Source organism: Prevotella sp. (genome assembly GCF_036570325.1).
Taxonomy (GTDB): domain Bacteria; phylum Bacteroidota; class Bacteroidia; order Bacteroidales; family Bacteroidaceae; genus Prevotella.
Window position 1 is genome coordinate 1 of the sequence record NZ_DATCYK010000121.1, and the last position, 22148, is coordinate 22148.

Here is a 22148-nt window from a genome sequence, read left to right on the forward strand (position 1 = left end):
GCCCTGATATGGGGCGAGACTTTCGTCAACACTAAGATTCTGACACTCCACGGCATGACTCCGGCGGAGATATTCGTAGTAAGATTTTTCTTGGCATACGTGTGTATATGGTTCGTTTCGCCCAAACGACTGTTCTGTAACAACTGGAAGGACGAGCTATGGATGGTGCTACTGGGCATAACGGGCGGCTCCCTATACTTCGTAACAGAGAATATGGCCGTCAAACTGACCTATGTCAACAATGTTTCCTTCATCGTTTCGACCGCCCCACTCATCACCACGCTGCTGGCGCTGGCGCTTTTTAAGGAGTTCAAGGCGGGCTGGAAACTCATTGCAGGGTCGGTTTTGGCCCTCTTAGGCGTGGGCATTGTCATCTTCAACGGCCAGTGCGTGCTCCATCTGAACCCACTGGGCGACCTGCTGGCGTTGACCTCCTCGGTGTGTTGGGCCATCTATAGCCTGCTCATTCGCAACGTAAGCAAGAATTACAATGCGGCTTTCCTTACCCGAAAGGTGTTTTTCTACGGGCTCATCACGATGTTGCCCTTATTCATCATGGAGCCTTGGAACTTCCCGTTGCGCAATTTCCTGAAGCCCGAAATCTATACAAACGCGCTCTTCCTCGGCGTTGTGGCGTCGTTCTTGTGCTTCTTGCTGTGGAGCTGGGTTATCGAAAAGCTGGGCGCTCTCAAGACAACGAACTACACATACCTCAACCCTTTGACCACCATCGTGGCCAGCGCCATCTTCCTCAATGAGCCGATGACGACGATAGCCTATATCGGTTCGGCGATGATATTGGTGGGAGTGATTCTCGCCAATTGGCAAAAGGACATGATTTAGCGGAGCTAAAAAAAGATAACGGCAGTTTGTCGATGATTAAAAAGAACTAAAAACGCCGCTCACAAACAACGGTTTCATGGGCCTTCCGCGGATTTACCATAATTTTATCGGTGATAAATCTGTCGTCTATGTCCGTCTTTCCATCCACTCGATATGGCATGATAGCCGTGGCTGTTTTATGCTTGAATGCCACGGAAGCAAGCGCCCAGACTCCTGCCGGTGAAGATAAGGAGCGGGTGTTTGTCATTGCTGACGCCATTACACGCACGCCCCTGCGCGATGTCAACATCTTTACGGCCGATAATCAGGCTGTGAAGACCAATTGGCGGGGCGAGTTTATCCTCTCAAGTCGCAACTTCAAACGCATTACCATAGGCCATCCGAAATATTACAGTCGTGTGATGGAGCCGCAAGACTTCAGGCAGGACACAATTGTCATGATTCCCAAGGCCCATACGTTGACCGAAGTGGAAGTCATAGGGCACCGCCACGGGGGCATGCTTTTCAAACAACCGACCAAGGAAGAAATGACGATGGCCCATCCACAAACGGGCGGTATCAACGTGCTGGGCATACTGGCATGGGGCGTAAAGAAACTTGTGGGCAAGCCACACAAGATGACTCAAAAGGAGAAAACACGACAAGCAGTGGAGAATTATTAGCATAAAAAAGCGCCGACAACCCATGGTTGCCGGCGCTTTGCCTATATATTGATTTGGAAACGGGGAGCCTCAGCCCCCTTATTCCTACTTCTGCGTGGGGATATTGAACTCACATACCTTCGAGATTGACCGTTTTCCTTGAAGCACGGAGACGCATATCTTGGCCGTACCGGCCTTGAGTTTGTTGTCAGCTTTTACCATGGCAGTGTATCGAATGCCTTTGTGGGGCTGTATCTTCTCGACATGTATGCCCGGCGAAATGTAGAGATGACGGTTGCCGGTGGCCTCAACCACGGTGGGTTGCACGTCATATAGCGTGCTGTTGCTGCGGTTATACACCTCGAAAATTACCTTGCAAAGCTCTCCCCGTGAGATAACATTGTCCTGATTGTCGTCAACGAAGCGGGCATTGCGTATCTCTATGGCGGGCGTATAGTGGTAACTGTCGGTCATTCCCTCCACGCTCGACTTGCCGGGATAGCTCTCCACGGGCTTCTGAGCGCTGTAATCACCGGTATAGTCGGGGCTGTTAAAGTCGTAAATACGGTCGTCGCCGCTGTTATTGGGGTCGTAACCGCTGTCGTAAGGATCGACCATTACCTCGCCGGAAGTCCGTTGACGGTCGTTCTCATAGCGGTCACGCTCGGCCCGACGCTGCTTTACGGCCTCTCGATGTTCTATCATTTCGGCCTCGGCACGGCGGTCGGCGGCATTTCCGATGGCAGCTCCGACAACGGCACCGCCCACCATTCCTACGATGGTTCCCACGTCGTGACCACGCGGACCGTCAGACAATCCACCGATGGCGCTGCCTAAAATAGAACCCAGCGTGGAGCCCGTGTAGGCTCCCTGCCCCATGTATGTGCCACAACTGCTCATCAAGATGGCAGCGCTCATGGCTATAATGAATCCTTTTCTCATAATCAATACGGTTTATTTGCTTGCAAAGATAAGCGTTATAAGGGGGATTCGCACGTGCGATTCCCCTAAAAGCGCATAGGGGTTTCCCTATTTATGAAATATGATTGTCATGCTTCAAAAAACCTATACGGGCGCAAACATTCCCACATAGGTCGGTAATCAAAGGCCGCGAGCCTTGAAAATACGGTCTTTGGCCGCACTGATTTCTTGGAACTTTCGCTCCGCTGCCTTCCTCACATCCTCGCCCAAGGCGGCTACTTTGTCGGGATGGTGCTTCAAAGCCATGCGCCTATAGGCCGCCTTTACCTCATCATTGGTGGCCGTGGATGGTATTTCGAGCACTTTATAGGCCGCGTCCAAGTTGTCGGTAGCCTCATCCAAATGGAGCATGGAGTCGACCTCGGCCTCTGAAAGGCCCATGTGGATGGCCACTTCCTTGAGCGCTCCGACCTCATCGGGGGTGACCCGACCATCGGCTTGGGCTATCATGACCAAGTAATTCAGCAACTGAAGGCGCTGCGAAAGGGCCATGTTTTGGGCTATCTGCACGCAAGCGTCGTGCATGGCTTGGCGATATTCGTAGGCGCCCACTTGCTTTTGCTTCTCAAAGAGCTTCATAAGGATGTCATTGCCCTGCAACTCCGCCTGCTCTCCAAAGTTGTTACGAAGGAAGCGACGCACGAATTCCATCTCCGAGTGCATCACCTTTCCATCGGCCTTAATAATGTAAGAAGAGAGCACCAGCAGGCAAAACATGAATGAATTGCGCTGCCCCTGATAGACATGTTGCTCATAACGACGGTCGTCCTCGGCGCTTCCACGCTGCCCACTCACGTTATCGGGCGTATTGACAGCGTCAAGTCCCTCATCAAAAAGCGCTCCCAAGGCAAATCCAGCCAGTGCTCCAAGAATGCCACCGCCCGATATGAAGCCGAGAAATCCACCTATCCATTTTCCTAATGCCATACTGATATAGTCGTTAAAAGTTTATATTCATGTCTTACAAATAGCATGCCAGCCGGTCAAAGGGCTGCTTTCGCTGGGGTAACGGCCTACGAAATAAGATATTGTTACTTACGAAATAAGATATTATTGCTTACAAAATAAGACCAAAAAGCGACGCTCCGATGACGGTAAGGATACCACTCACAACAATCGAAAGTCCACTCGTGGCGCCTTCTATCGACCCCATTTCCATGGCTTTGGCCGTACCTATGGCATGAGAAGATGAGCCTATGGCGATTCCTTTGGCGATAGGTTCGTCAATCTTGAGCAGCTTCAGATAGCGCTCGGCGAAGATATTACCCAGCACTCCCGTGATAATGATGGTCACAACCGTCACCGATACGTAGCCGCCCAGCTCTTCCGAGACACCCATACCGATAGCTGTCGTAATGGACTTGGGCAGGAACGTGACGTAAGCCGCATGGTCGAAGCCAAACAACAAGGCCAAAAGCAACACCGAGAACATGCTCGACAAAGCGCCCGCAGTTATGCCGGAAACGATTGCCCGATAGTTTTTCTTCAGCAATTCCACCTGCTGATACAAGGGCACGGCTAAGCAAATGGTAGCCGGAGTGAGCAGATAACTCAACAAAGAAGCCTGCTCATTATAGCGCTCATAGCTGATTCCACCCAACAGCAAGGTCGTGATAACCAAAACGATGGATACCAACAGCGGGTTAAGAAATGAATAACCGGTGCGGCGACGCAGGTACATGCCGATGGCATAGGAGGCCAAACTGATAAACACACCAAAATAAACGGAATCCTGTATTAATTCTTTCATCTTATGATAACTCTTGTTTCACCGTAAGGCAGTTGCCGTTCTGCCCCATTTTATCTACTTATCCTGAATCTTCATAGGCGTCTTTTCACGCCTTATTCTCAATCTTCCTCCTCCGAATGGCCGTCGTGTGGGCCTTTCCTTAGGTGCCTTCGGATGATATATTGCGTAGTTCGGCCCGCCACACCCATCACGACAAACGTGCTCACCACGGTCACTATAACATATTGAAGCAGATTAGAACGAATGTCACTCCATGAGTCCATCAGTCCCACTGCGGCCGGAATAAACATCACGGGCATAACCGCTATGAGGAAAACGCTCACCTCTCTGACGTCTTTAACCTTGACAATCTTGGCTGATAAAGCCGCGAACAACAGTATGATACCGTAGATACTCGCCGGAAAAGGCAGCGGTATGAGGTAATGAAGAAGCTCTCCCAAGAAAGAAAAAAGAAGGATAAGAATGAATTGTTTAACGAATTTCATCTTTCATTATTTACTGTTTACACATTCCACCCGTGGGCTACAAGCGAATGTCTTTTATGTATTCCTCTATGAAAAGTGCCGTTTTCTCGGTACCCAAACGGATACTGTCGAAACAAATATCATAGTCATCGGCGTTTCCCCACGTAAGTCCCGTATAGTATTTGTGGTAACGTACGCGGCTGTCATCGGTCTCACGAACAAACTCCTCGGCCGCCGTCATGCTCAAATGCTCATGCTCCGCAATGGCCTTGGCACGCTCCTTGAACGCTCCTTTCAAGAAAACGGACACCAAATCCGGCCGATGTCGGAAGATATGATTGCCACAACGACCGATGATTACGCACTCTCTGTCGCCAATCAAATCGGCCAACAGTTTCATGGAATGGTGCGTTGTACCATCGTTTTCCTCCTCATTTTTAAAGGCCGAGATGGCAAACATCAGCTCATCCATGGGCCTTTCCTCAAAGAAATCGTGCATCCCGGCCAACAATCCCTTATCTTTGGCCATCTGCATCAGCGTTTGTCGTGTATAAAAAGGGATGTTATAATGGGCAGCCAATAGCTTCCCGACCTCCAAAGCGCCACATCCGCACTGGCGCGCAATCGTTATTATCATATTGAAATCAATATAAATACCTTTTTCTTCCCGCAAAATTACAACCTATATTCCGAACTCCCCACCCTCAACGGTTGAAAAATCCGACCACCCAACGATTATTAATACAAGTCAATCACTCTCCCTCCCCATGCGACGGAAGTAGGAAGATAGGGGGCAGGAATGACCTAATACGCGGTCAGCTTGTAACAAGATATACCTTATTTTGTCTTTTTCCTTCCCACCCTTGGTCAAATTTATGGCCTTCAACAACAACTTCCGTGCATCCGTTAGCTTCTCGAAAAAGACCGGTTCCAAATCTGTTTGCTTATAATAACTCAACGATTTAGTAGGCTCAACGCCACCCACAAAGTCAGCTATGCCCATGACAGCCTCGCCTTTTTGTCGTTTCTCTATCGCCGTCAGTGTAGGTGAATACTGTATAAGGCTGCTGACATACATATTTATATCCAATAATTCATATTCATTGGGTGCACGATTCTCATATACGGGTTTGAAAACATGTCGTTCAATATCAGAAAGAAAATCAATCTGCGTATAGGGGTCATCCGCATGAAGAATACTTAAATCCATATACTTTATACGCCGTAAGATACTCTTTATCGCAAATCCTTGCGCATGATACCAATAATTGATATTGCTATTAGCCACCCCTCCCAAGGTAAGATAGCCCCGATGGCGATCCATCCAGCTAATATCACTTAACAAATCAAAGACCGCAGCCACACAACGACGCTGCATCGACCGGGGCACCGTGGTGGTTAAGCCGGCTTGTTGTCCTTTAATCTCCTCATGTTGATACACTCCTCCGATGTAATTCTGCAACACTACAATCTCCTTTGACAAGTCAAGGATACTCATTTCTTGGAAAAGACTGCGGAAACTGTCAGGTAGTTTTTCCATGTTAAACCACTTAGGGCTATTCGCCGCTGTGTATTGAAGGTGTTGAACCAAAGCCTTAGCCGCGGCAACAGGGTCGTTTCCCAAATCGTTATTTTGCGAACGAGGATCTGTTCCATACACAATTGAGCTCTTTCCATAAAGAAAAGCCGGATCGGAAGCATGTCGGGCTAACAATAAATTAAAGGCTTCTTTACCATCATTCCCATAAAGATAGCGCACGGCAAACGCATCAGCTTGTCCCGGTCGGTCAAGAATGAGAACTACACCACGCTCCTTATCGCCGGGCATAGCCAATGTATTATAGATAACATTATCCATAACCGACGCACTGATTCCGTATTTTTGAGTAAATTGGGGCGAACGTAATTGCTCCGGAGAATAGGCATGTGAACCGGCCCTATTCTGCACCAGACCCAAACTTCGGCCGAAAGCGGTCAGCATATTGGCCCGCAACACCTCACACAAAAGCTCATCGGGAAGATAATAAGTACGGAATCGTTCATCTGCCTCTGCCATCTTTGTAATGCCATTACGGCGGATGTTAGAAGCCAAATCACGAGGTACCGTTATCTTGGTACTAAAGATTTCACCTGTTCTTGGGTCGGTAAAGTTATACGCACTCACGTAACGGCTCAGGTTATTGGCCAAAGAAATCACGCTTACCATAGGATCGTTAGGCGCAAAAGACGAATCGGCCACAAAAGGTTTCAGCACGAATGGCCGTCCCAAACGTAACTCCTCGAACACATCGTTCCACTTTTCAGCCGCCTGACGGATAGCTTCCGTCCACGACTTAGACAATAATGTATCGACATAAAACACAATCTGATTACCGGGATAGAACCTTCTCTTTGTGGCATAATAGCCGGTTTTCAAATCGTTTAACGAACTATAGTCATGGTAACTCACATAACCGCTACCGATATGGGCACTGGCTTCCTTTGGATGCATCATGATACGATGTTCAGGAAGAACACTTATCATAAACTGAACAGAAAGACTGGATACCGGTTTTTCATTGAGTGCACCGAACATGGAGCCCAAAGTAAGTTCCACAGACACTGACTTGCGAATACTCACAGCATTCTCAAAACCCTGCACTTCCTCAACAAACTCACGTCCCTTTAAGCTCGATGACATGATAGAAGTGCCCTCATCATAGGCTACTCCCTTTAAATTAAAGAAGTCATTATTGCTTACCGTGAAATAACTTGTCACATCAATAACACACCGCGAAGAGTCAACATTGAAGCCCTTGATACGAAATGACTTGATTGGAGCTTCCATCCGCGAAGCACCTATAGCGCGTAAGGAAGTGGAATCGGTAGCGTTAAAAACATAATTGGCACGTGGTTTCTTGAAATAAAGTAAAGAATCCTGACGGTCAATAATAATACATTTCGGCTTATTAGCCATCACATCGAGCAGTGTCATATCAGTAGCCTGCCCTATATAAGTGCTTATCATGAACTCACGGCCAAGGTTTCGACGCGGTATTTCCAAATAAATCTTGTCATCATATAGGTATAACGAGAGGTCCAACGACCGAGCTTTCGTCAGTTTCTTGACATCTTTAAAAAGTTTGGGATAGGTAGAATCGGACTTCGACTTCGCAGGACGCTTATCCGCAGCCCATCCATACAGACTGCCAACAAGAACACACAATATGATGGTTATCGTTCGTTTCATAAATAACTTTCCCCCTTTTATTTATTTCATGTTTGAATCCAACACCTTCAACAAGTAACTATAATGAGCATGCGTCCGTCCATTGGAGGATGAAACTTTAGCTTTGAGCAGCCTTTGTGCCTTTAGCAGATAGGGATATATATCGGCTTGCGTCACTTTTGGTGAAGAACCAAACATATTACGCTCACCAAACTCGAAGCCGGCAACCGGATTCGGGCGCTTATCGGCCAACGATGTGAGCTTATTACCCGCAGAAGGAACCTTAAATCCTGAGTTAGCCATCAGTTGAAAGAGGTAGTCTTTCTGAATCGACATCTCATAATCCTTCAATACCCGGCCCTGAATCGTGGGATTCCACACGAAATGGTAGACCATATCCATGGCCTCAGCGAATTGCAAGGTGCGGCTATCGAGGTCGCAATAGATAGAAACTATAATCGGAGCGCTGAGAATTTCATTGCCTATGAAACGCCTGATGGTGGTTTGCGGCGACCCTGACAGCGTTAACTTGCGCAGCAATGCTTTATTATCAAGCCAATCCAAGTCGCCATACATCTTGAAAAGATAGTTGAGCGCCTCCTTTTGTCGGGCTTTGCTCAACGGCATGAAACGCTGTTGACCATCGCCTTCTTTCACCTCATTGGCATAATAGCCACTCACATTGCTTGACACATGAATCGTGAAGAGCGCCAATTGATTGACCAACGCATCCAGCAACTCCTGACGATTTGTCATGGTTACATCGGTCTTACTCAACCATTTATCCATGTGGCCCATGATATATTTCAAGTTTCGTATGCCATAATCAGTGGCCCGAACAGCGTCATCGCCTAAGTCCTCATTCATGTTGCGTGGGTCAGCAAAGGGCATAGATAACTGTTGTTTGCCGTAACGATACCACGGATTGGCCTTAACCGAATCGGTAATCCAACGGGTGAAATACTGCTCTTCTTCCTCTTTCGTCATGTCGAACACGGGAAGATAGCCCCACTTAATGGCATAATGGTCGTAAACACCAAAGCGAGGAGGCGTCAGTTTCACACCCCGCTCCTTGTCACCCGGCTGAGCTACATAGTTAAAGCGGGCATAGTCCATGATACTTGGCGTGGTACCATACTTCCGGGTAAAGGCAGGATCACGCAATTTCTCTACGGGGAAGTTATTAGACGCGCCCATATTGTGCATCAATCCGAGGCAATGGCCCACCTCATGGCCTATTACATACCGAATGGCGTCGCCAAGAATAGCCTCCGGAATATGGGCCGTGCGCACATCGGGATCGGCCGCCGCCGTCTGCACGAAGAGCCAATTGGTAATCAGTTTTATGAAATTATGATACACATAGACCGACGCCATCAAGATTTCACCCGAACGAGGATCGACCCACGACGGGCCCATGGCATTCTCAATGTCAATGGGCGCATAGCGAATACAGTTGTACTTGATGTTATCCGGGTCGAATTCCGGGTCTTGTTCAGCCGTAGGAAAGTCTTTAGCCACCACGGCTCCACGCAGTCTACACTCCTTTTCAAACACCTCACTCCACATATTGACAGCCTGCTTGATATAAGGCTGCCACTTCACGGGGAAAGTATTATCCACATAAAACACGATAGGTTTGGTCACATCGACCACTTCTCCCCTTTTCCAAGCCAAGGTATCACGAGGCTGAAGGTCCCACCGGTTCGTGTAATAAACGGGCAATGACGTAGCCGAAGCGTCACCCAACTGCTGGCGTTGCGTATAAAAGAAGCCTATTCTATAATCGGCCATGCGGGGATGGTAGGGCTTTTCCTTCAACAACATGATGGAACGGGTCATTTCTACCGTGAAAGGCTCGTTCTTAGCGACGCTCTGTCCCGAGCGCGTAGTGAGCGACACGGAGTAAGAAAGCACACTCTTGATGGCCACATTATCCGAGAATGCCTTAATCTTCGACAGATAGGAAAGGTCTGATTTATAACTTTTATCACGCTGATAGGCCGCCGCATAACGGGAATTTTCATCAAAAGGCGACATTTTAGGGTTGTCACCAACGAAGAAATCGGTCATTTCAAAGAGCACAGCCGTGGAGTCTTTATTCCATCCTATGATTTTTTGATTATCCAAAATCATACCTATCATACTCTTGCGGAGGGCCCTATCCACGGCACTTTCGGTGGCAATGAAGTCATAATTGACCAGCCTTAACTGCACATGCGTCTGGTTTTTCGTGAATTTCACATGAAGCGGGCTTTGCGGTTTTGAGCCTACGATGGCATTCCCATTGTCTGATATACCGGTAACGGTTGAGCCGATGAGCATTTCTTTGCCCAAAAGACGGAGTGGCAACTCAAAGTATAACTTTCCTTCAGCTTTGTAAAGCGTGAAGAGACCACGTGCCGTTTCGTGCTTCTTCTTCATGAATTTATCGTAATCGGTCTCTTTTTCTTTCTTTACTTCGGTCTTTTTCTTTTTCCAAAACTTCAGGTTCAAAGCCTGCCCTTCCATGGAAGCACAAAAAAGAAGACACATGGCCATCGTGAGAGTTACCGTAAAATGTTTATTCATAATCAATGAGATTGGCTGTTTTTGCAAAGTTAATTAATTTATATGGGATTACATGTGGAATGCCGATGGATTACAACCATTTTCCGAAAGCTACGCTTTGAGGCGTTCAAAGGGCTGCTTTTACACGCCCAAAGCAGGCTTTTCACAAGGCCAAAGGCCCACTCTTGGAAAATAAAAGTTTACAAGTAGAGAAGTCAGCGCTTAATCAGCTGATAATGAACGATGTCCTCTCAAAGAAGATTCGTCACTTCGTGGCTTCATCTCTCCTTTATTTCCGATAAATCATCAGGTTATCAATATCCGGTCGTACAGAAGTCCAAGATATGGCCAAAGCCCGCATACGTGGCGGCAGACGAGGCATTAAGATTGCCCGTTCCAAACTGAACCATGGGCACTACATACAGCTTGCCATCATTCTGTGCCCCCTCCGTGGCGATGATAACGGCCTTATTGTTCCACGGGAGCACTGCCCTATCAGTACCGGGGAATCCCGTCACTTGAATCATTTGATGGCCTTGGGTATAAAGTTTGGCCTTCACAATACGCTCACCTGCCGACGGCGTAAACTTGGCCGCACTATATAATTGGGCCGACTGACCGGCAAAATTGACCGCATACAGCCCTTCGGGTACGGCAATGTAAAGGATTGCCTCGTTGCGGGCAAAGAAAATGGATACTGCTTTATCGAGTAATGCCTTGGTAGAGCTGTCAAGCTGAATCCTGCGGTCAGCCATCGGACGTATCTCCGGCGTCAATTCGTTCCAATCATCATCGTAAGTGGGCTGCACGGGTTTGGATAATGTGCAGACAGAATAGTCACCTTGGGGCTCCTTGAACAGAAAAGCAGGCGTTGCTCCGTCAATGGTAAAGCCACCGGCTACGGCATGCCAGCCTTGCAAAGCAGCCGGATCAAAGGCTCCTACACCCGCCGGCATGGCGTCGTTATAGGAAGCCATCGTTCCCATGTCGTATTCCATATTGACAATACGCCCCAAACGGGCGTCAAACCAGTAACCATGGTAATTGCCTAAATCGTAATTGCCGTTGCCAATAATCACATTGTTGTCTATCGTGTACTTGCTGGCATTCACGTTGGTCCAGCCAAAGGTGTTGGCCGAACCGGGATTAAAGCTGTATATCCCTTTATCCGACACGGCGAAAAACATGCTCTCCATTTGGAAAGTCATGCTGAACTTTGGGTGATTACCGGTATAGGTTAGCACATCGGTGCCCGACTGTGACGTGCCGGTGGGGGCATACGACTTTGTGTCATACCGATAAAGACTGCCCGTTGACGTAGTGGCCCACACTTGGTTGATGGCTCCCGCCGCCGTATAACTGCCACCATAAACATTGGCTGTGAGCTGTGTCATCAACTCCGCGTTTGATTTTCCTTGTCCCTCCATCAAGATATTATGGAACACTTTAGGTGAACCGCTGAAGTTTAGGGTGATGGGCTTATCCATGACCAATGAGAAATCAGAGCTTTGCCCATCACGGGTTGAGGAAACGACAATACCATCTCTGAAATTACTTTCTACATAAACAAAATACAATTTCGTGGCTTGTAAATTGCCATTAATCGAGTCGGTCACCGTCAGTTTCACCAAATAGGGCGATGTCGATATAACACTGTTCATACTAACGTCCAACGATGTTCCGTTACCTAAATCGGTCCATTCCGTCTCTGCGCTACCCATATCGTAGGGAGAGGTACTGATCTGCCACCGATATTGCAGGCCCTCCACATCGCCGACATGGCTTCCCCGCTGAATGGTTGGCGTCAGTTGCAAATGGTCCAGATAACCTATGCGGAGCGTATCACTGCCGACATTGGCAATGTAAATAGGCTGAATATCGCCGGTAGCCTGACTGGTTTCATCGTCAACGCAGGCTGTAAGCGCCGTCACAGCCATGACCATTGATAATAATCTTGTAAAATATTTAGTCTTCATAAGCGTACTTTTTGATAGTCATTAATAAGAACGAGCCTCTACCGGCTGTCCTTTTCCCGTTCCGGCGTCATGCAATAAAGGTTTGCCATGCTGCTGTTCATATTGCCTTAGATAGTCGTTGAACGTGGCCGCATAACCTTTATAAGAATTGTCATTGTATATCCAACGATATTGGGGCAAGTACTTATAGTTGGCATAAGCTGCTGCCGTGTTGGCCTTATTACCATGAATGGCGGCATTATCCCAATCATTCCAGTTAAGGGCGGCCATGATGGCACGCATGGCATTAGGACTGTAATAAGCCATACTTGTGCTGGTAAATCCTAAGGACGACTTTACCAGCATGTTATAGGTACGCCGCAAGTTGTTATGAGGTGGCACCGGAATCTGATTATTCCATGAAACACGGGCTTTCAGATACTCTTTTGGCCCTAAAGCCAACTCGTCTCCCGCTTTCAACCGCAAGTAGAGAACATACGTTTTCTCACTCAATTCATCGTTCTTCTTCAATACGATCCTTATATGTCCCTTGTAACTGTTGGCCGGAACCACAGCCTCGGTTATCTCATAGTCCTTCGCATCGCCCTCAGGCAACACCTCGTAAGCGACAATACGGTCATGATCGGCTGTCTTACCTATTAGCGTCAGTGGTATGTCATACACATATTCATCTACTTCCTGATGGTTGAGAAACGATATATCATTATTGAGCAACGAGTCATTGCTGTCATAACTGGCCTCGCTCACCCCATCTGTTTCATGCGAAACATTGACAACCATGGCGGCAAACCGCACGGAAGCCCGTTCCTTATCAAATGTATCAATATCATCTTTGCCACATGATGATAGCATAAAGGCTGTGAAAGCCATTAAAAGGATTGCTATATTTTTCATCATTCACACTTCTTTTAAATTATTGGACTCTGCCTGATTGTAATTCATAATCAGGATATGGCAACACATAATCAGCGTCGGTCATCCCTATCTTGGCCGGTGTGTTCTCGGCACCTACACGTTTAAAATAGAAATAAGCACCGCCTTCACCCATGAACTCACGCTGATATTCCTTGCCAATCTCTGTTTTTATCTCCTCCGTTGTCATTCCTGCCAATGGCTCGTACAAGCCACGCGTCTCCCGAAAGGCATTCAACAGCCTGAGAGCCTCAGCCGCATTGCCTTTTTCTGCATGGCACTCGGCAGCGATATAATACACTTCGGGCAATCGAATTACATTGACTTTGTCGGTGAAATAAGAATTATTACCTACCGATTGATAATATTTTAATGGCACATACCCTGTTGGAGTGGACGAAATATTATGAAACAACAACTTCGTAAACCTGAAATCGGTATTGCTATTGTTATACAATTCTTCCGCAAATTCCTCTTTCAGAAGATATACACCTGACGCTCCGTCCAAATAGTTAGGGTTAAAGAAGCTATTAACCCTCATGCCAAGCTGATGCACCGATAGGCCAAACAGCGTTTCATTGACCATACTGTAATTGGGTTCATTGACTTCTGACACAGTCATCAACTTCAAAATAAAGGTTGGTTGTTTAGCCAAGGTCAGCCGCTTGCCCTTACCTATCGCATTGATCACGGCCATAGCCTCGGCCTCCGCCTTATCTATTTCGCCATGCCAAAGGTAAACTTGAGCTTTTAAAGCTTTGACCGCATAATAATTAAGATGGAAATTGCGATAGTCATACCACCCGTCTTCGTTCACTTCCTTGTAATAAGAAGCGTCGTGCACACCACAGACGGGGTCGTAATCTTTCAACAACAGCTCGGCCTCTGTCAAGTCCTTCAAAATATTCGCTATGACTTGAGCGCCCGTGGACTGCGGTTGAATATCCTTATTAACCACTGTCACATAGGGTATTGTAAACTTATCGTCAAGTTCAGCCTTGCGTTTGGCCCAATTACCATAACCAAAGAACCGCAGTAGATTGAAGTGAGCCAAAGCTCTGATGGCATAAAGTTCACCCTTGAACACGTGATAATTGATTTCATTCATCCTATTTTCCGCGCCCTCGATGTTCTTTAGGGCCTCATTAGCATTAGCGATTACATTGTAACTGCTATTCCATAAACCAAGAATTTTCTGCTTTGGACCTTTTTGCGCAAACTGATGACGTTGTAGATAGCCCGCATCCATTACCTCGGCAACCGTCCGATAGCCATTAACCATAATCTCCGGCATGTCATAAAGCGATAAACCATAGCATGAAATGTCGGCCATCGTCTCATAACAGCCTATCACTGCCTGCCCATAACCCGTATCAGTACTATAATGATCCTTCTCTCGAATCTCGTTACCGGACGTAACATCAAACCAATCGCTGCACGACACAAATAACATCGCAGCCATCAGAAACCATATATATTTACTTATTTTCATATAGGAATTACATTTTAAGAGTTACGAATTTAGAAAGACGCTGTCAGAGAGAACGATAAAGTCCGTGCGAATGGGTAGCTCGTACCCCTCTCTACCTTAATAGAAGAGAAGGTGGCCACATTGTTCAGATAGACAGCCATACGCAATCGTTGCATGCGTAACCGCTGATACAAAGACGCGGGAAACTCATAGTAAGCACTGACAGATGACAACGACAACTCATTACGGTCCTGAACAAAGCGAGCAGTGGCCAACGTCTTACTGGCTGAAGAGAAGCCTTTATACTGTGATACTTGGCCCACATGATTCCAACGACCGGTCAATACCCGCCGATCGACGTTGTACTGAATGTCCGCATCTTCCACTCTATCAACCAAAGTAGCATTATACATCTGCCCACCGGCCAAATAAGTAAGGGTAGCTGTCAAGCCAAAGCCTTTATACTCGGCAGAGAATCCGGCCGTTCCACGGTATTTTGGGGTGGCGTCTCCGGCTGCTACCATATCGGAAGAATCATATACATAGGTATAAGTACCATCTTTCTTGATATAAACCTCACGTCCCGTCTGCGGATCTATACCCGCGGAAGGAACTGCCCATATAGTATTCATGGAGAGACCATCCTGATACATCAGCACGGGAGCACTCTGCCTAATATCTATTGCCTGCGCCAACATACGCTCATTATATTCCTTCATGCTCTCTGAAAGGCGGATAATCTTATTCTTTGTATAGACAAAAGAGCCATAAACGCTTACAAAACCGTCTTTACTCTGCCATGGCGTAATGCTGGCTTTCAACTCCACACCACTGTTACGGACAAGACCAAGATTGTCCTTAACCGTTGTAAAACCAGTAGAACCGGGCAAAGTAACATCTGTAAGCATATTCTTGGTATCAGCAGAATACCAATCGAACGAAAGATTGAGCGGCCCCGCCTTCATGTCAAAGCCAATATTGAGGTCCTTCTTCTGCTCCCACATAAGTTTACTATTGGGCATGAGCGCAAGCAACGCACCTGACTGACCAAAATAATTATAGCCCGTAATATAACGATAGGTGGCGATAGCCGCATTGGTATCAAAATTCTGATTGCCGGTAAGACCGTAACTGCCCCGAATCTTCAGTTGCCTCAACCACCCCATATTACGCATGAAAGCCTCGCGATGCACATTCCATCCCAAACCGACAGACCAACTTGTGGCCCAACGGTGGTCAGAACCATAGAGCGAGGACGCACTTTCACGCAACGTGACGTCGGCCAAATAACGGCTGTCAAAATCATAAGAAGTCGATAGAAGAAAACTCATGTCGCGCACGGTAGAGGCATTTCCCGTAGGCGTCGTGTCCTTAGCATATTGCCGGGCAAACGTTGCATCGGCCACGGAATTGTTGGCAAACCCTTCCGCAATGTGCTGATAAGCCTGATACTTGCTTTCCGACACGAAGTAACCCGCGTTCGCAAACACATTATGTTGACCAAAAGCATGATTGTAATTGATATTTAAATCACCGCTAAGGTCCGAACTCTTGCCATTTTCCATGATGTAACGACCCTTACGAAGCGGCTCTATGGAATAAGCACCGGTCTGAAACATGGAGTGATGAGACGGATAAAAAGAGTCCGCATCATTACGTTTACGCATCATACCAATGCGCAACGTCGTTTTCCAATCATGGTTCATCATCCACTCCGTGTAAAAATTGTTCGTCACTTGGGTATAAGTAGACTTCAGGCTGGTACCAATCACTGCATTATAAAGTGGATTACAAACCTCATCCGCCAATGAAGTCGCCCCCGAACCGATGACATAAGCGGTAAGTATTCCGGCCTCCTCTACATAGCGCAACACATTGCCACGACTATCATGGGCCGCCCAATAGGGATTCATTCTTACATAATCGGAAAACGAACCGTATGGAGAATCTTGGCTGTTATTGGAAATTACTTCCAAAATATTGCGGAAAAGGAAATTATTCCGTCGATAAGACAGACTTGCCGTTGCTGAAAGATTACGACGATACGACTCTTTCATGACACCCGTCACATCGTTATAACTAACATGAAAAACAGCCCTCAATGAACGAGCGTCGCCCATTTCCACACTGACATTGTGCTTATGACCCACTCCGGTATGCAGTGGCAGGGCCATCCAATCCGTGTTCAAACCATTCAATACGTTTAGATAGCGCTGATTATAACGCTCCGTCAGCTTCTGCTGCAGGATAGGTTCCTTGGTCGTATAGAGCCCTTCGTACTGCTCTACCTGCAGTTTTTCCAACGCATTGGTCATGTCATAACTGCCAAGATCGGCCAGTTCCAAATCGAGCGACCCACTATAGCTCACCCGTGTCTCTGTACCGGCCAGCCGCTTGGTCTCTATAACGATAACACCATTGGCTGCCTTGCTGCCATAAAGAGCTTTGGCCGAGGCGTCTTTCAGTATCGTGACACTCTCCACACGATTCATATCAAGATCCATCACATGCTCTGCCGTAGTCTCAAAACCATCTAATATCCATAAAGGGGCATTGGGATCATGTTGGTAATTGCTCTTAAGCGACCGTCCTTCGGCAGGAAAACTCGACGTACCACGCATGCTAATGGTCGGCACGGCATTGGGGTCAGAACCCAATAACAAATTATCGGCTATATAGACCGTAGGATCTAAATTTTTCAAACTCTGAAGAATATTCTGATTACCTACCCGTTTCAACTCCTTACCCGTCACCGTTGCCGCGGCTCCCGTGTAGCTTTCGGCCTTACGGGTATAGATTCCGGTTACTACAACTTCACCCAACTGCTTGGCATCGGTCTTCAATCTAATGGTCAACTCCTTGGAAGCGGCTACTGTACGGCCCACCATGCCAAGGTAACTTACACTGATTTTATCACCGGCTTTCCACTGTGAGAAAGTAAAGACACCATTCGCGTCGGTAACAGTCTTCACGGTTGTTCCGACAATGGACACGGTTGCCCCGATAACAGGCTGACCATCCTCTTCCGATAGCACGATACCTTTCATTTCACCACTTTGTGCAAGGGCACAAGGAACCGAAACAAAAAGGCTAAACAGAACGAGAAATAATATATTTTTGCCCATATAGATAAAAATTATATAAAGTTATTAATTCTCTCTTACCGCAGGCAAATATAGCTAAATTATCATAACAAAACAAATAAAACTTATAAAATATAATATTATAAGCCATTTTATGAATAATCATAACAAAAAAGCGTAACGATACTATCAATCGTTACGCCATATCAAAATATGAAAATAGAATTTGAATTTATGCCTCATCCTCCCGTCTTGAGCCACGTAGCCAACTGGTATCCGGCAATAACGGCAAACAGACCGAGGGCCAAGCTGGCGAAAAGGTATAGGAAAAAAGGCACGAAGTGGTGGTCTTTTAAAAGCAGATAGTTCTCATTCATAAAGGTAGAGAAAGTGGTAAAACCGCCACAGAAGCCCGTTGTCAGCAGTAGTTTGGTCGACGGCGACAGCCAACCGGTTTGCCCGCTAAGTCCCAAGAGCAACCCTATCAGCAGGCAACCCAAGATATTGACGGCGAAAGTGGCCAAGGGAAAAGCGCCCAAAGCGGAAGTCTGCAACCACTTGGATAGCAGGAATCGGGCACCGCCACCCAAGAAACTCCCCGCTCCTACGAGCAAAAAATCTTTCAACATAATGGTTATTAAATATGTGTTTCAGGCTCGACGCCCTATAAGCGTGGGCGAATCGAATGTACTCTACTAATCGATTTGCCTTGAAACAAGCTGATTATCAACGTACTTTTGTACCAATCGATGAATGAATCGTAGACCATCGGGACTAAGAACCGGCTGATTATCAAAAATCTTTTATGGCAATCTATCGAAAACACGCAGGCTGTCGTGATTGATGAGTGACGGATTATCAACGACTGTTTTCTATCTTTTTACAGAAATTACACTGCCTATCAACCGTTGATACGAGCCTAACATCAATATCGTATTTTGAAAATGGCCTTCTTAAAACCTTCTTTTTCGGCGATGCAGGGGGCATGACCATCGGTGGGAAGGAAGACAGCGAACTCGCCTTGCTGGCAGGTTACATAGCTCTCGGGGGCCACGCCGGGCAACAGAGCTACGTCGTTAGCCTCGTCAAAAGCCACTTCGGGCAAACGGCTCACGGGCGTGTAGCCATAGGTTTCGGGACCATGGAGCGGTATCTGCACATCTATCATGCGCCGATGATACTCCAACACGGCGTCCTCGGCCGGTCGGGCACCTCCTTCCTGAACGTTGACGAAGAAGTCGGGACCGTCTATCTCGTAATGTCCGGCGGGCATATCGCGGAGATCATGGGTACTGATGAACGCCGCCACGTCAGCAAAACGGGAATTCAGCGACTGATAAAGAGAGAGATTTTCCAAAGTGTCGATAATCATAATGCGCTGTTGTTAATTGTTATTGAAGCAAAGATACAATTATTTTTCGGGCAAGGCAACCGAGTAAGAATTTATTTGACAAAATGTCAAAAATGGCTAAGATATTTTCAAAAGAAAATATTTCATGCTGAAATATCGAAACTACAAGAAAGTTTGTATTTAGCTATGAATCAATTACTTATATTTTTCAACAGAAACAACACCATACTTCTTCACCTCAATATCTATGCTTTTGGCAGGTCATAGCTGCCCTTTAAGACAATAAAAACACCCATGTTATCATGTCAAAACATGAGAATGGCAGGCCCAAAGTATAGCTTTTGGCTCGAAAGCAAGCAGAAATAAGCGATTAAAAACATGACGAAAACAAAGGGGAAAAGCCAAAAGGGGCTTCTTGTTTTCTAAATTGTCATGGATAAACGAATGGTTTTTACTGTAAAAATATTGACAAAATATTTTCTATTCAGGTAAAAATTATTGTTAACGAAGGGCTTTTGCCCAAACCATAGAAGAGTTTTCAGGCAGCCGCCATGCGACCTTGCTTTTATTAAAAACGCTTTTAACGCATGTTTTACCACTACTGTGATCGGATTGGTCCGGCCAGTCGGACTAGTCTGAAAAGGTTTTTAAAGCTATTACCCTATAAAATTTTACTATTTAAGAATCAACCACAGTCAACGCCGGGGGGCTGACCGTAGTTTTCTTTCCAACTGCTTTAATGTCGGCAAACAAGCCTTACCGGCTTCATTACCCCGCCGAATGAGGCCATCAATTTTATCTGATACGAAATTAGTTGCCTCATAACCTCTCAGATTAGGATTGATGTAGATGTCGCAATTGGCCCGATTATGATTGTATTTCGCTATGTCGGGACGGGCCCGGAGCCACTGCACAAGTCGACCGCCAAGCGTTTTACGAGGATGCACGGTGCGTCGGGGAGTGGCGTGTTTGTTCTGCGTGAGGTCAATGGCAATGACAATGTCGGCACCCATTCGCCTGACCACATCCACCGGCAGATTATTGAGCGCACCGCCATCGATGAGCAGCGAGTCGCCCATCACCACGGGCTTGAAAGCTCCGGGTATGGCCATGCTTGCCCGCATGGCAGCGGAGAGCCGGCCATGGGTCAGCACTACCTCGCTCAGGGTGTTGATGTCGACTGCCACACAGCTGAAAGGAATAGGCAGCGAAGCAAAGTCTATGGAATCGGGACGGCCGGTCAGCGAATCGAGAAGATGTACCACACGATCACCACGCAAAGCTCCGAAGCCCTCAACGGTCACCTTTCCCTTAGTGCGTTTGCCCACCGGATAGCCAAAGAAATAGAATTTACCATCGCGTTTCTTCAAGAACTTGCGCTTGAAATTCAAATCGCGGTCAGCCAGCAGGCTCTTCCACTCTTGCGAACGAAAAAGATGTTCTATGTCGCCCGACCGATAACCGCAAGCGTATAGCCCACCCACGATGGAGCCGATACTTGTTCCGGCGATATAATCAATGGGCACTCCCGACTGCTCTATGGCTTTAAGAATGCCCGGAAAACAAGCTCCCTTGGCTCCACCGCCACCCAACACCAATCCAACCTTGGGACGATGATGCGTTGGAGGCAACGCCTGAATTACGCCGTTGGTACACCACAGCAGCGTAAAAAACAAGATAGAGTGGTAAAAAAAGGAACGTTTCATCATCATATCGCTTGAATAAAAAAATGATATTTTGGAAAAACACTAATAATAGGAAGGCATTTTCAGGTCCAAAATGTGACATCACCGGTAGGCGTCATGTCTGCGCCGCATTGAGGACAGCTATGCCCGTTCCACCTCACAATACGTTCAGAACCACAGCGAAGGCACAAGCGCCCCACCTCACTGCGAAAAGATGGCGCCACATCACCAATGACACCACCAACCACCAGTGGCTGCAACGTGCTGCAATCGGGACAACTCATGGTAACAATATGTTGGCCCATGAATCCTTTCCCCTCATAAATTTCGGCCTCGTAGCCGCATTTCACACATCTATAAACCTTTGTCTGCGCCATTGATTTTCCATGGACAAAGGGCTCGTCTTTGGCAATTATCGCTCTAAGAACAGCCCTATCATCAGGACAAAGATAAGAAAAAATATGACATGTCATTCATGCTGATTTGATATTTTAGTACATTTGCCACAAACAACATAAGCTATTGCATACTGTCATATTAGTAATTAAACAACAAAACGCATGTGTGAAAAAATAGGACATACGCTCACTTAAGCAGCCCTTACATTATTATAACGCGATTATTTCCTCCCTTTAAGCCCTGCACTCATCACCTGCGAGAACAAATTTATATAACAAAAAAAGGCCGCTAACAGAGATGTTAGCGGCCTTTCTATAATGAGTGATTGAATAATTCTTTATTCAGCCTTTGCTTCTTCAGCTACTTCAGTTGCTTGTGCCTCTACAACGGGAGCTTCAGCAACCTCATCCTTCTTGGTAGAGCGACGGCTACGACGAGTCTTCTTCTCTGCCTTAGGAGCCTTTGCCATGTTCTCATCGAAGTCAACGAGCTCGATGAAAGCAATAGGAGCAGCGTCACCGGGACGTGTACCCAACTTGATTACGCGGGTATAACCACCCGGACGATCAGCCACCTTAGCAGCAACCTCACCGAAGAGTTCCTTAATGGCTTCCTTGTTCTGAAGATAACGGAAAACAACACGACGGCTGTTAGTATCATCTTTCTTAGAACGGGTTACCAAAGGTTCTACATACTTCTTCAAGGCCTTTGCCTTTGCGAGAGTCGTAGTGATTCTTTTGTGCATGATCAATGACACTGCCATATTAGCAAGCATGGCGTCACGATGAGATGCAGTACGACCCAAGTGGTTGAATTTTTTATTATGTCTCATTT

At 46.8% G+C, this 22148-nt stretch carries 18 protein-coding genes; 2 read left to right on the forward strand and 16 right to left on the reverse strand.

Translation table 11 applies throughout. The annotated features are described in order from the left end of the window. Positions 1–3: 3 nt before the first annotated feature. Complete coding sequence (locus tag VIR50_RS10760) at positions 4–843, forward strand: DMT family transporter (RefSeq protein ID WP_331935166.1); 840 nt, start codon at positions 4–6, stop codon at positions 841–843. A 128-nt stretch (positions 844–971) separates the two neighbouring features. After that, entirely contained in the window at positions 972–1505 is a 534-nt protein-coding gene (locus tag VIR50_RS10765) for a hypothetical protein (RefSeq protein ID WP_331935122.1), read from the forward strand. An 84-nt stretch (positions 1506–1589) separates the two neighbouring features. Here VIR50_RS10765 and VIR50_RS10770 read toward each other — a convergent pair whose 3' ends face one another. From VIR50_RS10770 to rplQ, 16 genes are all read right to left on the reverse strand, one after another. Beyond that, positions 1590–2426, reverse strand: coding sequence for a hypothetical protein (locus VIR50_RS10770; RefSeq protein ID WP_331935123.1), 837 nt, complete (start codon positions 2424–2426; stop codon positions 1590–1592). Between the two features lie 159 nt (positions 2427–2585). Further along, entirely contained in the window at positions 2586–3392 is an 807-nt protein-coding gene (locus tag VIR50_RS10775; protein ID WP_331935124.1) for a TerB family tellurite resistance protein, read from the reverse strand. 130 nt (positions 3393–3522) lie between these two features. Further along, positions 3523–4215, reverse strand: a complete 693-nt coding sequence (locus VIR50_RS10780; RefSeq protein WP_331935125.1) for an LrgB family protein — start codon at positions 4213–4215, stop codon at positions 3523–3525. 98 nt (positions 4216–4313) lie between these two features. Beyond that, the gene (locus VIR50_RS10785) at positions 4314–4700 is read right to left on the reverse strand and encodes a CidA/LrgA family protein (RefSeq protein ID WP_331935126.1); all 387 of its coding nucleotides are present in this window, start codon (positions 4698–4700) and stop codon (positions 4314–4316) included. Positions 4701–4737: 37 nt separating this feature from the next. Continuing rightward, a complete protein-coding gene (locus tag VIR50_RS10790) occupies positions 4738–5316 on the reverse strand; it encodes a cytidylate kinase-like family protein (protein WP_331935127.1) in 579 nt (192 codons plus the stop codon). A gap of 111 nt (positions 5317–5427) precedes the next feature. Beyond that, positions 5428–7908: a DUF5117 and DUF5118 domain-containing protein gene (locus VIR50_RS10795; RefSeq protein WP_331935128.1), complete on the reverse strand. Its 2481-nt coding sequence runs from the start codon at positions 7906–7908 to the stop codon at positions 5428–5430. A gap of 21 nt (positions 7909–7929) precedes the next feature. Further along, positions 7930–10458 carry a zinc-dependent metalloprotease gene (locus VIR50_RS10800; protein ID WP_414703554.1) on the reverse strand — a complete coding sequence of 843 codons (2529 nt, stop codon included), beginning with the start codon at positions 10456–10458 and terminating at the stop codon, positions 7930–7932. A 293-nt stretch (positions 10459–10751) separates the two neighbouring features. After that, positions 10752–12413 (reverse strand): hypothetical protein, encoded by a 1662-nt coding sequence (locus tag VIR50_RS10805; protein ID WP_331935129.1) that lies wholly within the window; start codon positions 12411–12413, stop codon positions 10752–10754. Positions 12414–12434: 21 nt separating this feature from the next. Beyond that, positions 12435–13310, reverse strand: a complete 876-nt coding sequence (locus VIR50_RS10810) for a DUF4843 domain-containing protein (RefSeq protein ID WP_331935130.1) — start codon at positions 13308–13310, stop codon at positions 12435–12437. A gap of 16 nt (positions 13311–13326) precedes the next feature. Continuing rightward, positions 13327–14817, reverse strand: coding sequence for a RagB/SusD family nutrient uptake outer membrane protein (locus tag VIR50_RS10815; protein WP_331935131.1), 1491 nt, complete (start codon positions 14815–14817; stop codon positions 13327–13329). A gap of 29 nt (positions 14818–14846) precedes the next feature. After that, the gene (locus VIR50_RS10820) at positions 14847–17843 is read right to left on the reverse strand and encodes a SusC/RagA family TonB-linked outer membrane protein (RefSeq protein ID WP_331935132.1); all 2997 of its coding nucleotides are present in this window, start codon (positions 17841–17843) and stop codon (positions 14847–14849) included. A gap of 275 nt (positions 17844–18118) precedes the next feature. Continuing rightward, a complete protein-coding gene (gene crcB / locus VIR50_RS10825) occupies positions 18119–18508 on the reverse strand; it encodes a fluoride efflux transporter CrcB (protein WP_331935133.1) in 390 nt (129 codons plus the stop codon). A 296-nt stretch (positions 18509–18804) separates the two neighbouring features. Further along, positions 18805–19251, reverse strand: coding sequence for a YhcH/YjgK/YiaL family protein (locus VIR50_RS10830; RefSeq protein WP_331935134.1), 447 nt, complete (start codon positions 19249–19251; stop codon positions 18805–18807). Between the two features lie 674 nt (positions 19252–19925). After that, on the reverse strand, positions 19926–20942 hold the full coding sequence (locus VIR50_RS10835) for a patatin-like phospholipase family protein (protein ID WP_331935135.1): 1017 nt from the start codon (positions 20940–20942) through the stop codon (positions 19926–19928). Between the two features lie 56 nt (positions 20943–20998). Continuing rightward, on the reverse strand, positions 20999–21292 hold the full coding sequence (locus tag VIR50_RS10840) for a hypothetical protein (protein ID WP_331935136.1): 294 nt from the start codon (positions 21290–21292) through the stop codon (positions 20999–21001). Positions 21293–21651: 359 nt separating this feature from the next. Beyond that, positions 21652–22146: a 50S ribosomal protein L17 gene (gene rplQ / locus VIR50_RS10845; protein ID WP_331935137.1), complete on the reverse strand. Its 495-nt coding sequence runs from the start codon at positions 22144–22146 to the stop codon at positions 21652–21654. Between the last annotated feature and the right edge of the window lie 2 nt (positions 22147–22148).

Excerpts from the sequence above, each read along its gene's own strand:
- VIR50_RS10780 (WP_331935125.1), bottom strand. The coding sequence starts at position 4,215 with ATGAAAGAATTAATACAGGATTCCGTTTATTTTGGTGTGTTTATCAGT.
- VIR50_RS10800 (WP_414703554.1), bottom strand. The coding sequence starts at position 10,458 with ATGAATAAACATTTTACGGTAACTCTCACGATGGCCATGTGTCTTCTT.
- VIR50_RS10830 (WP_331935134.1), bottom strand. The coding sequence starts at position 19,251 with ATGATTATCGACACTTTGGAAAATCTCTCTCTTTATCAGTCGCTGAAT.
- VIR50_RS10815 (WP_331935131.1), bottom strand. The coding sequence starts at position 14,817 with ATGAAAATAAGTAAATATATATGGTTTCTGATGGCTGCGATGTTATTT.
- VIR50_RS10785 (WP_331935126.1), bottom strand. The coding sequence starts at position 4,700 with ATGAAATTCGTTAAACAATTCATTCTTATCCTTCTTTTTTCTTTCTTG.
- rplQ (WP_331935137.1), bottom strand. The coding sequence starts at position 22,146 with ATGAGACATAATAAAAAATTCAACCACTTGGGTCGTACTGCATCTCAT.
- crcB (WP_331935133.1), bottom strand. The coding sequence starts at position 18,508 with ATGTTGAAAGATTTTTTGCTCGTAGGAGCGGGGAGTTTCTTGGGTGGC.
- VIR50_RS10820 (WP_331935132.1), bottom strand. The coding sequence starts at position 17,843 with ATGAAAGGTATCGTGCTATCGGAAGAGGATGGTCAGCCTGTTATCGGG.
- VIR50_RS10795 (WP_331935128.1), bottom strand. The coding sequence starts at position 7,908 with ATGAAACGAACGATAACCATCATATTGTGTGTTCTTGTTGGCAGTCTG.
- VIR50_RS10765 (WP_331935122.1), top strand. The coding sequence starts at position 972 with ATGTCCGTCTTTCCATCCACTCGATATGGCATGATAGCCGTGGCTGTT.
- VIR50_RS10840 (WP_331935136.1), bottom strand. The coding sequence starts at position 21,292 with ATGGCGCAGACAAAGGTTTATAGATGTGTGAAATGCGGCTACGAGGCC.
- VIR50_RS10805 (WP_331935129.1), bottom strand. The coding sequence starts at position 12,413 with ATGAAGACTAAATATTTTACAAGATTATTATCAATGGTCATGGCTGTG.
- VIR50_RS10810 (WP_331935130.1), bottom strand. The coding sequence starts at position 13,310 with ATGATGAAAAATATAGCAATCCTTTTAATGGCTTTCACAGCCTTTATG.
- VIR50_RS10835 (WP_331935135.1), bottom strand. The coding sequence starts at position 20,942 with ATGATGATGAAACGTTCCTTTTTTTACCACTCTATCTTGTTTTTTACG.
- VIR50_RS10770 (WP_331935123.1), bottom strand. The coding sequence starts at position 2,426 with ATGAGAAAAGGATTCATTATAGCCATGAGCGCTGCCATCTTGATGAGC.
- VIR50_RS10775 (WP_331935124.1), bottom strand. The coding sequence starts at position 3,392 with ATGGCATTAGGAAAATGGATAGGTGGATTTCTCGGCTTCATATCGGGC.
- VIR50_RS10790 (WP_331935127.1), bottom strand. The coding sequence starts at position 5,316 with ATGATAATAACGATTGCGCGCCAGTGCGGATGTGGCGCTTTGGAGGTC.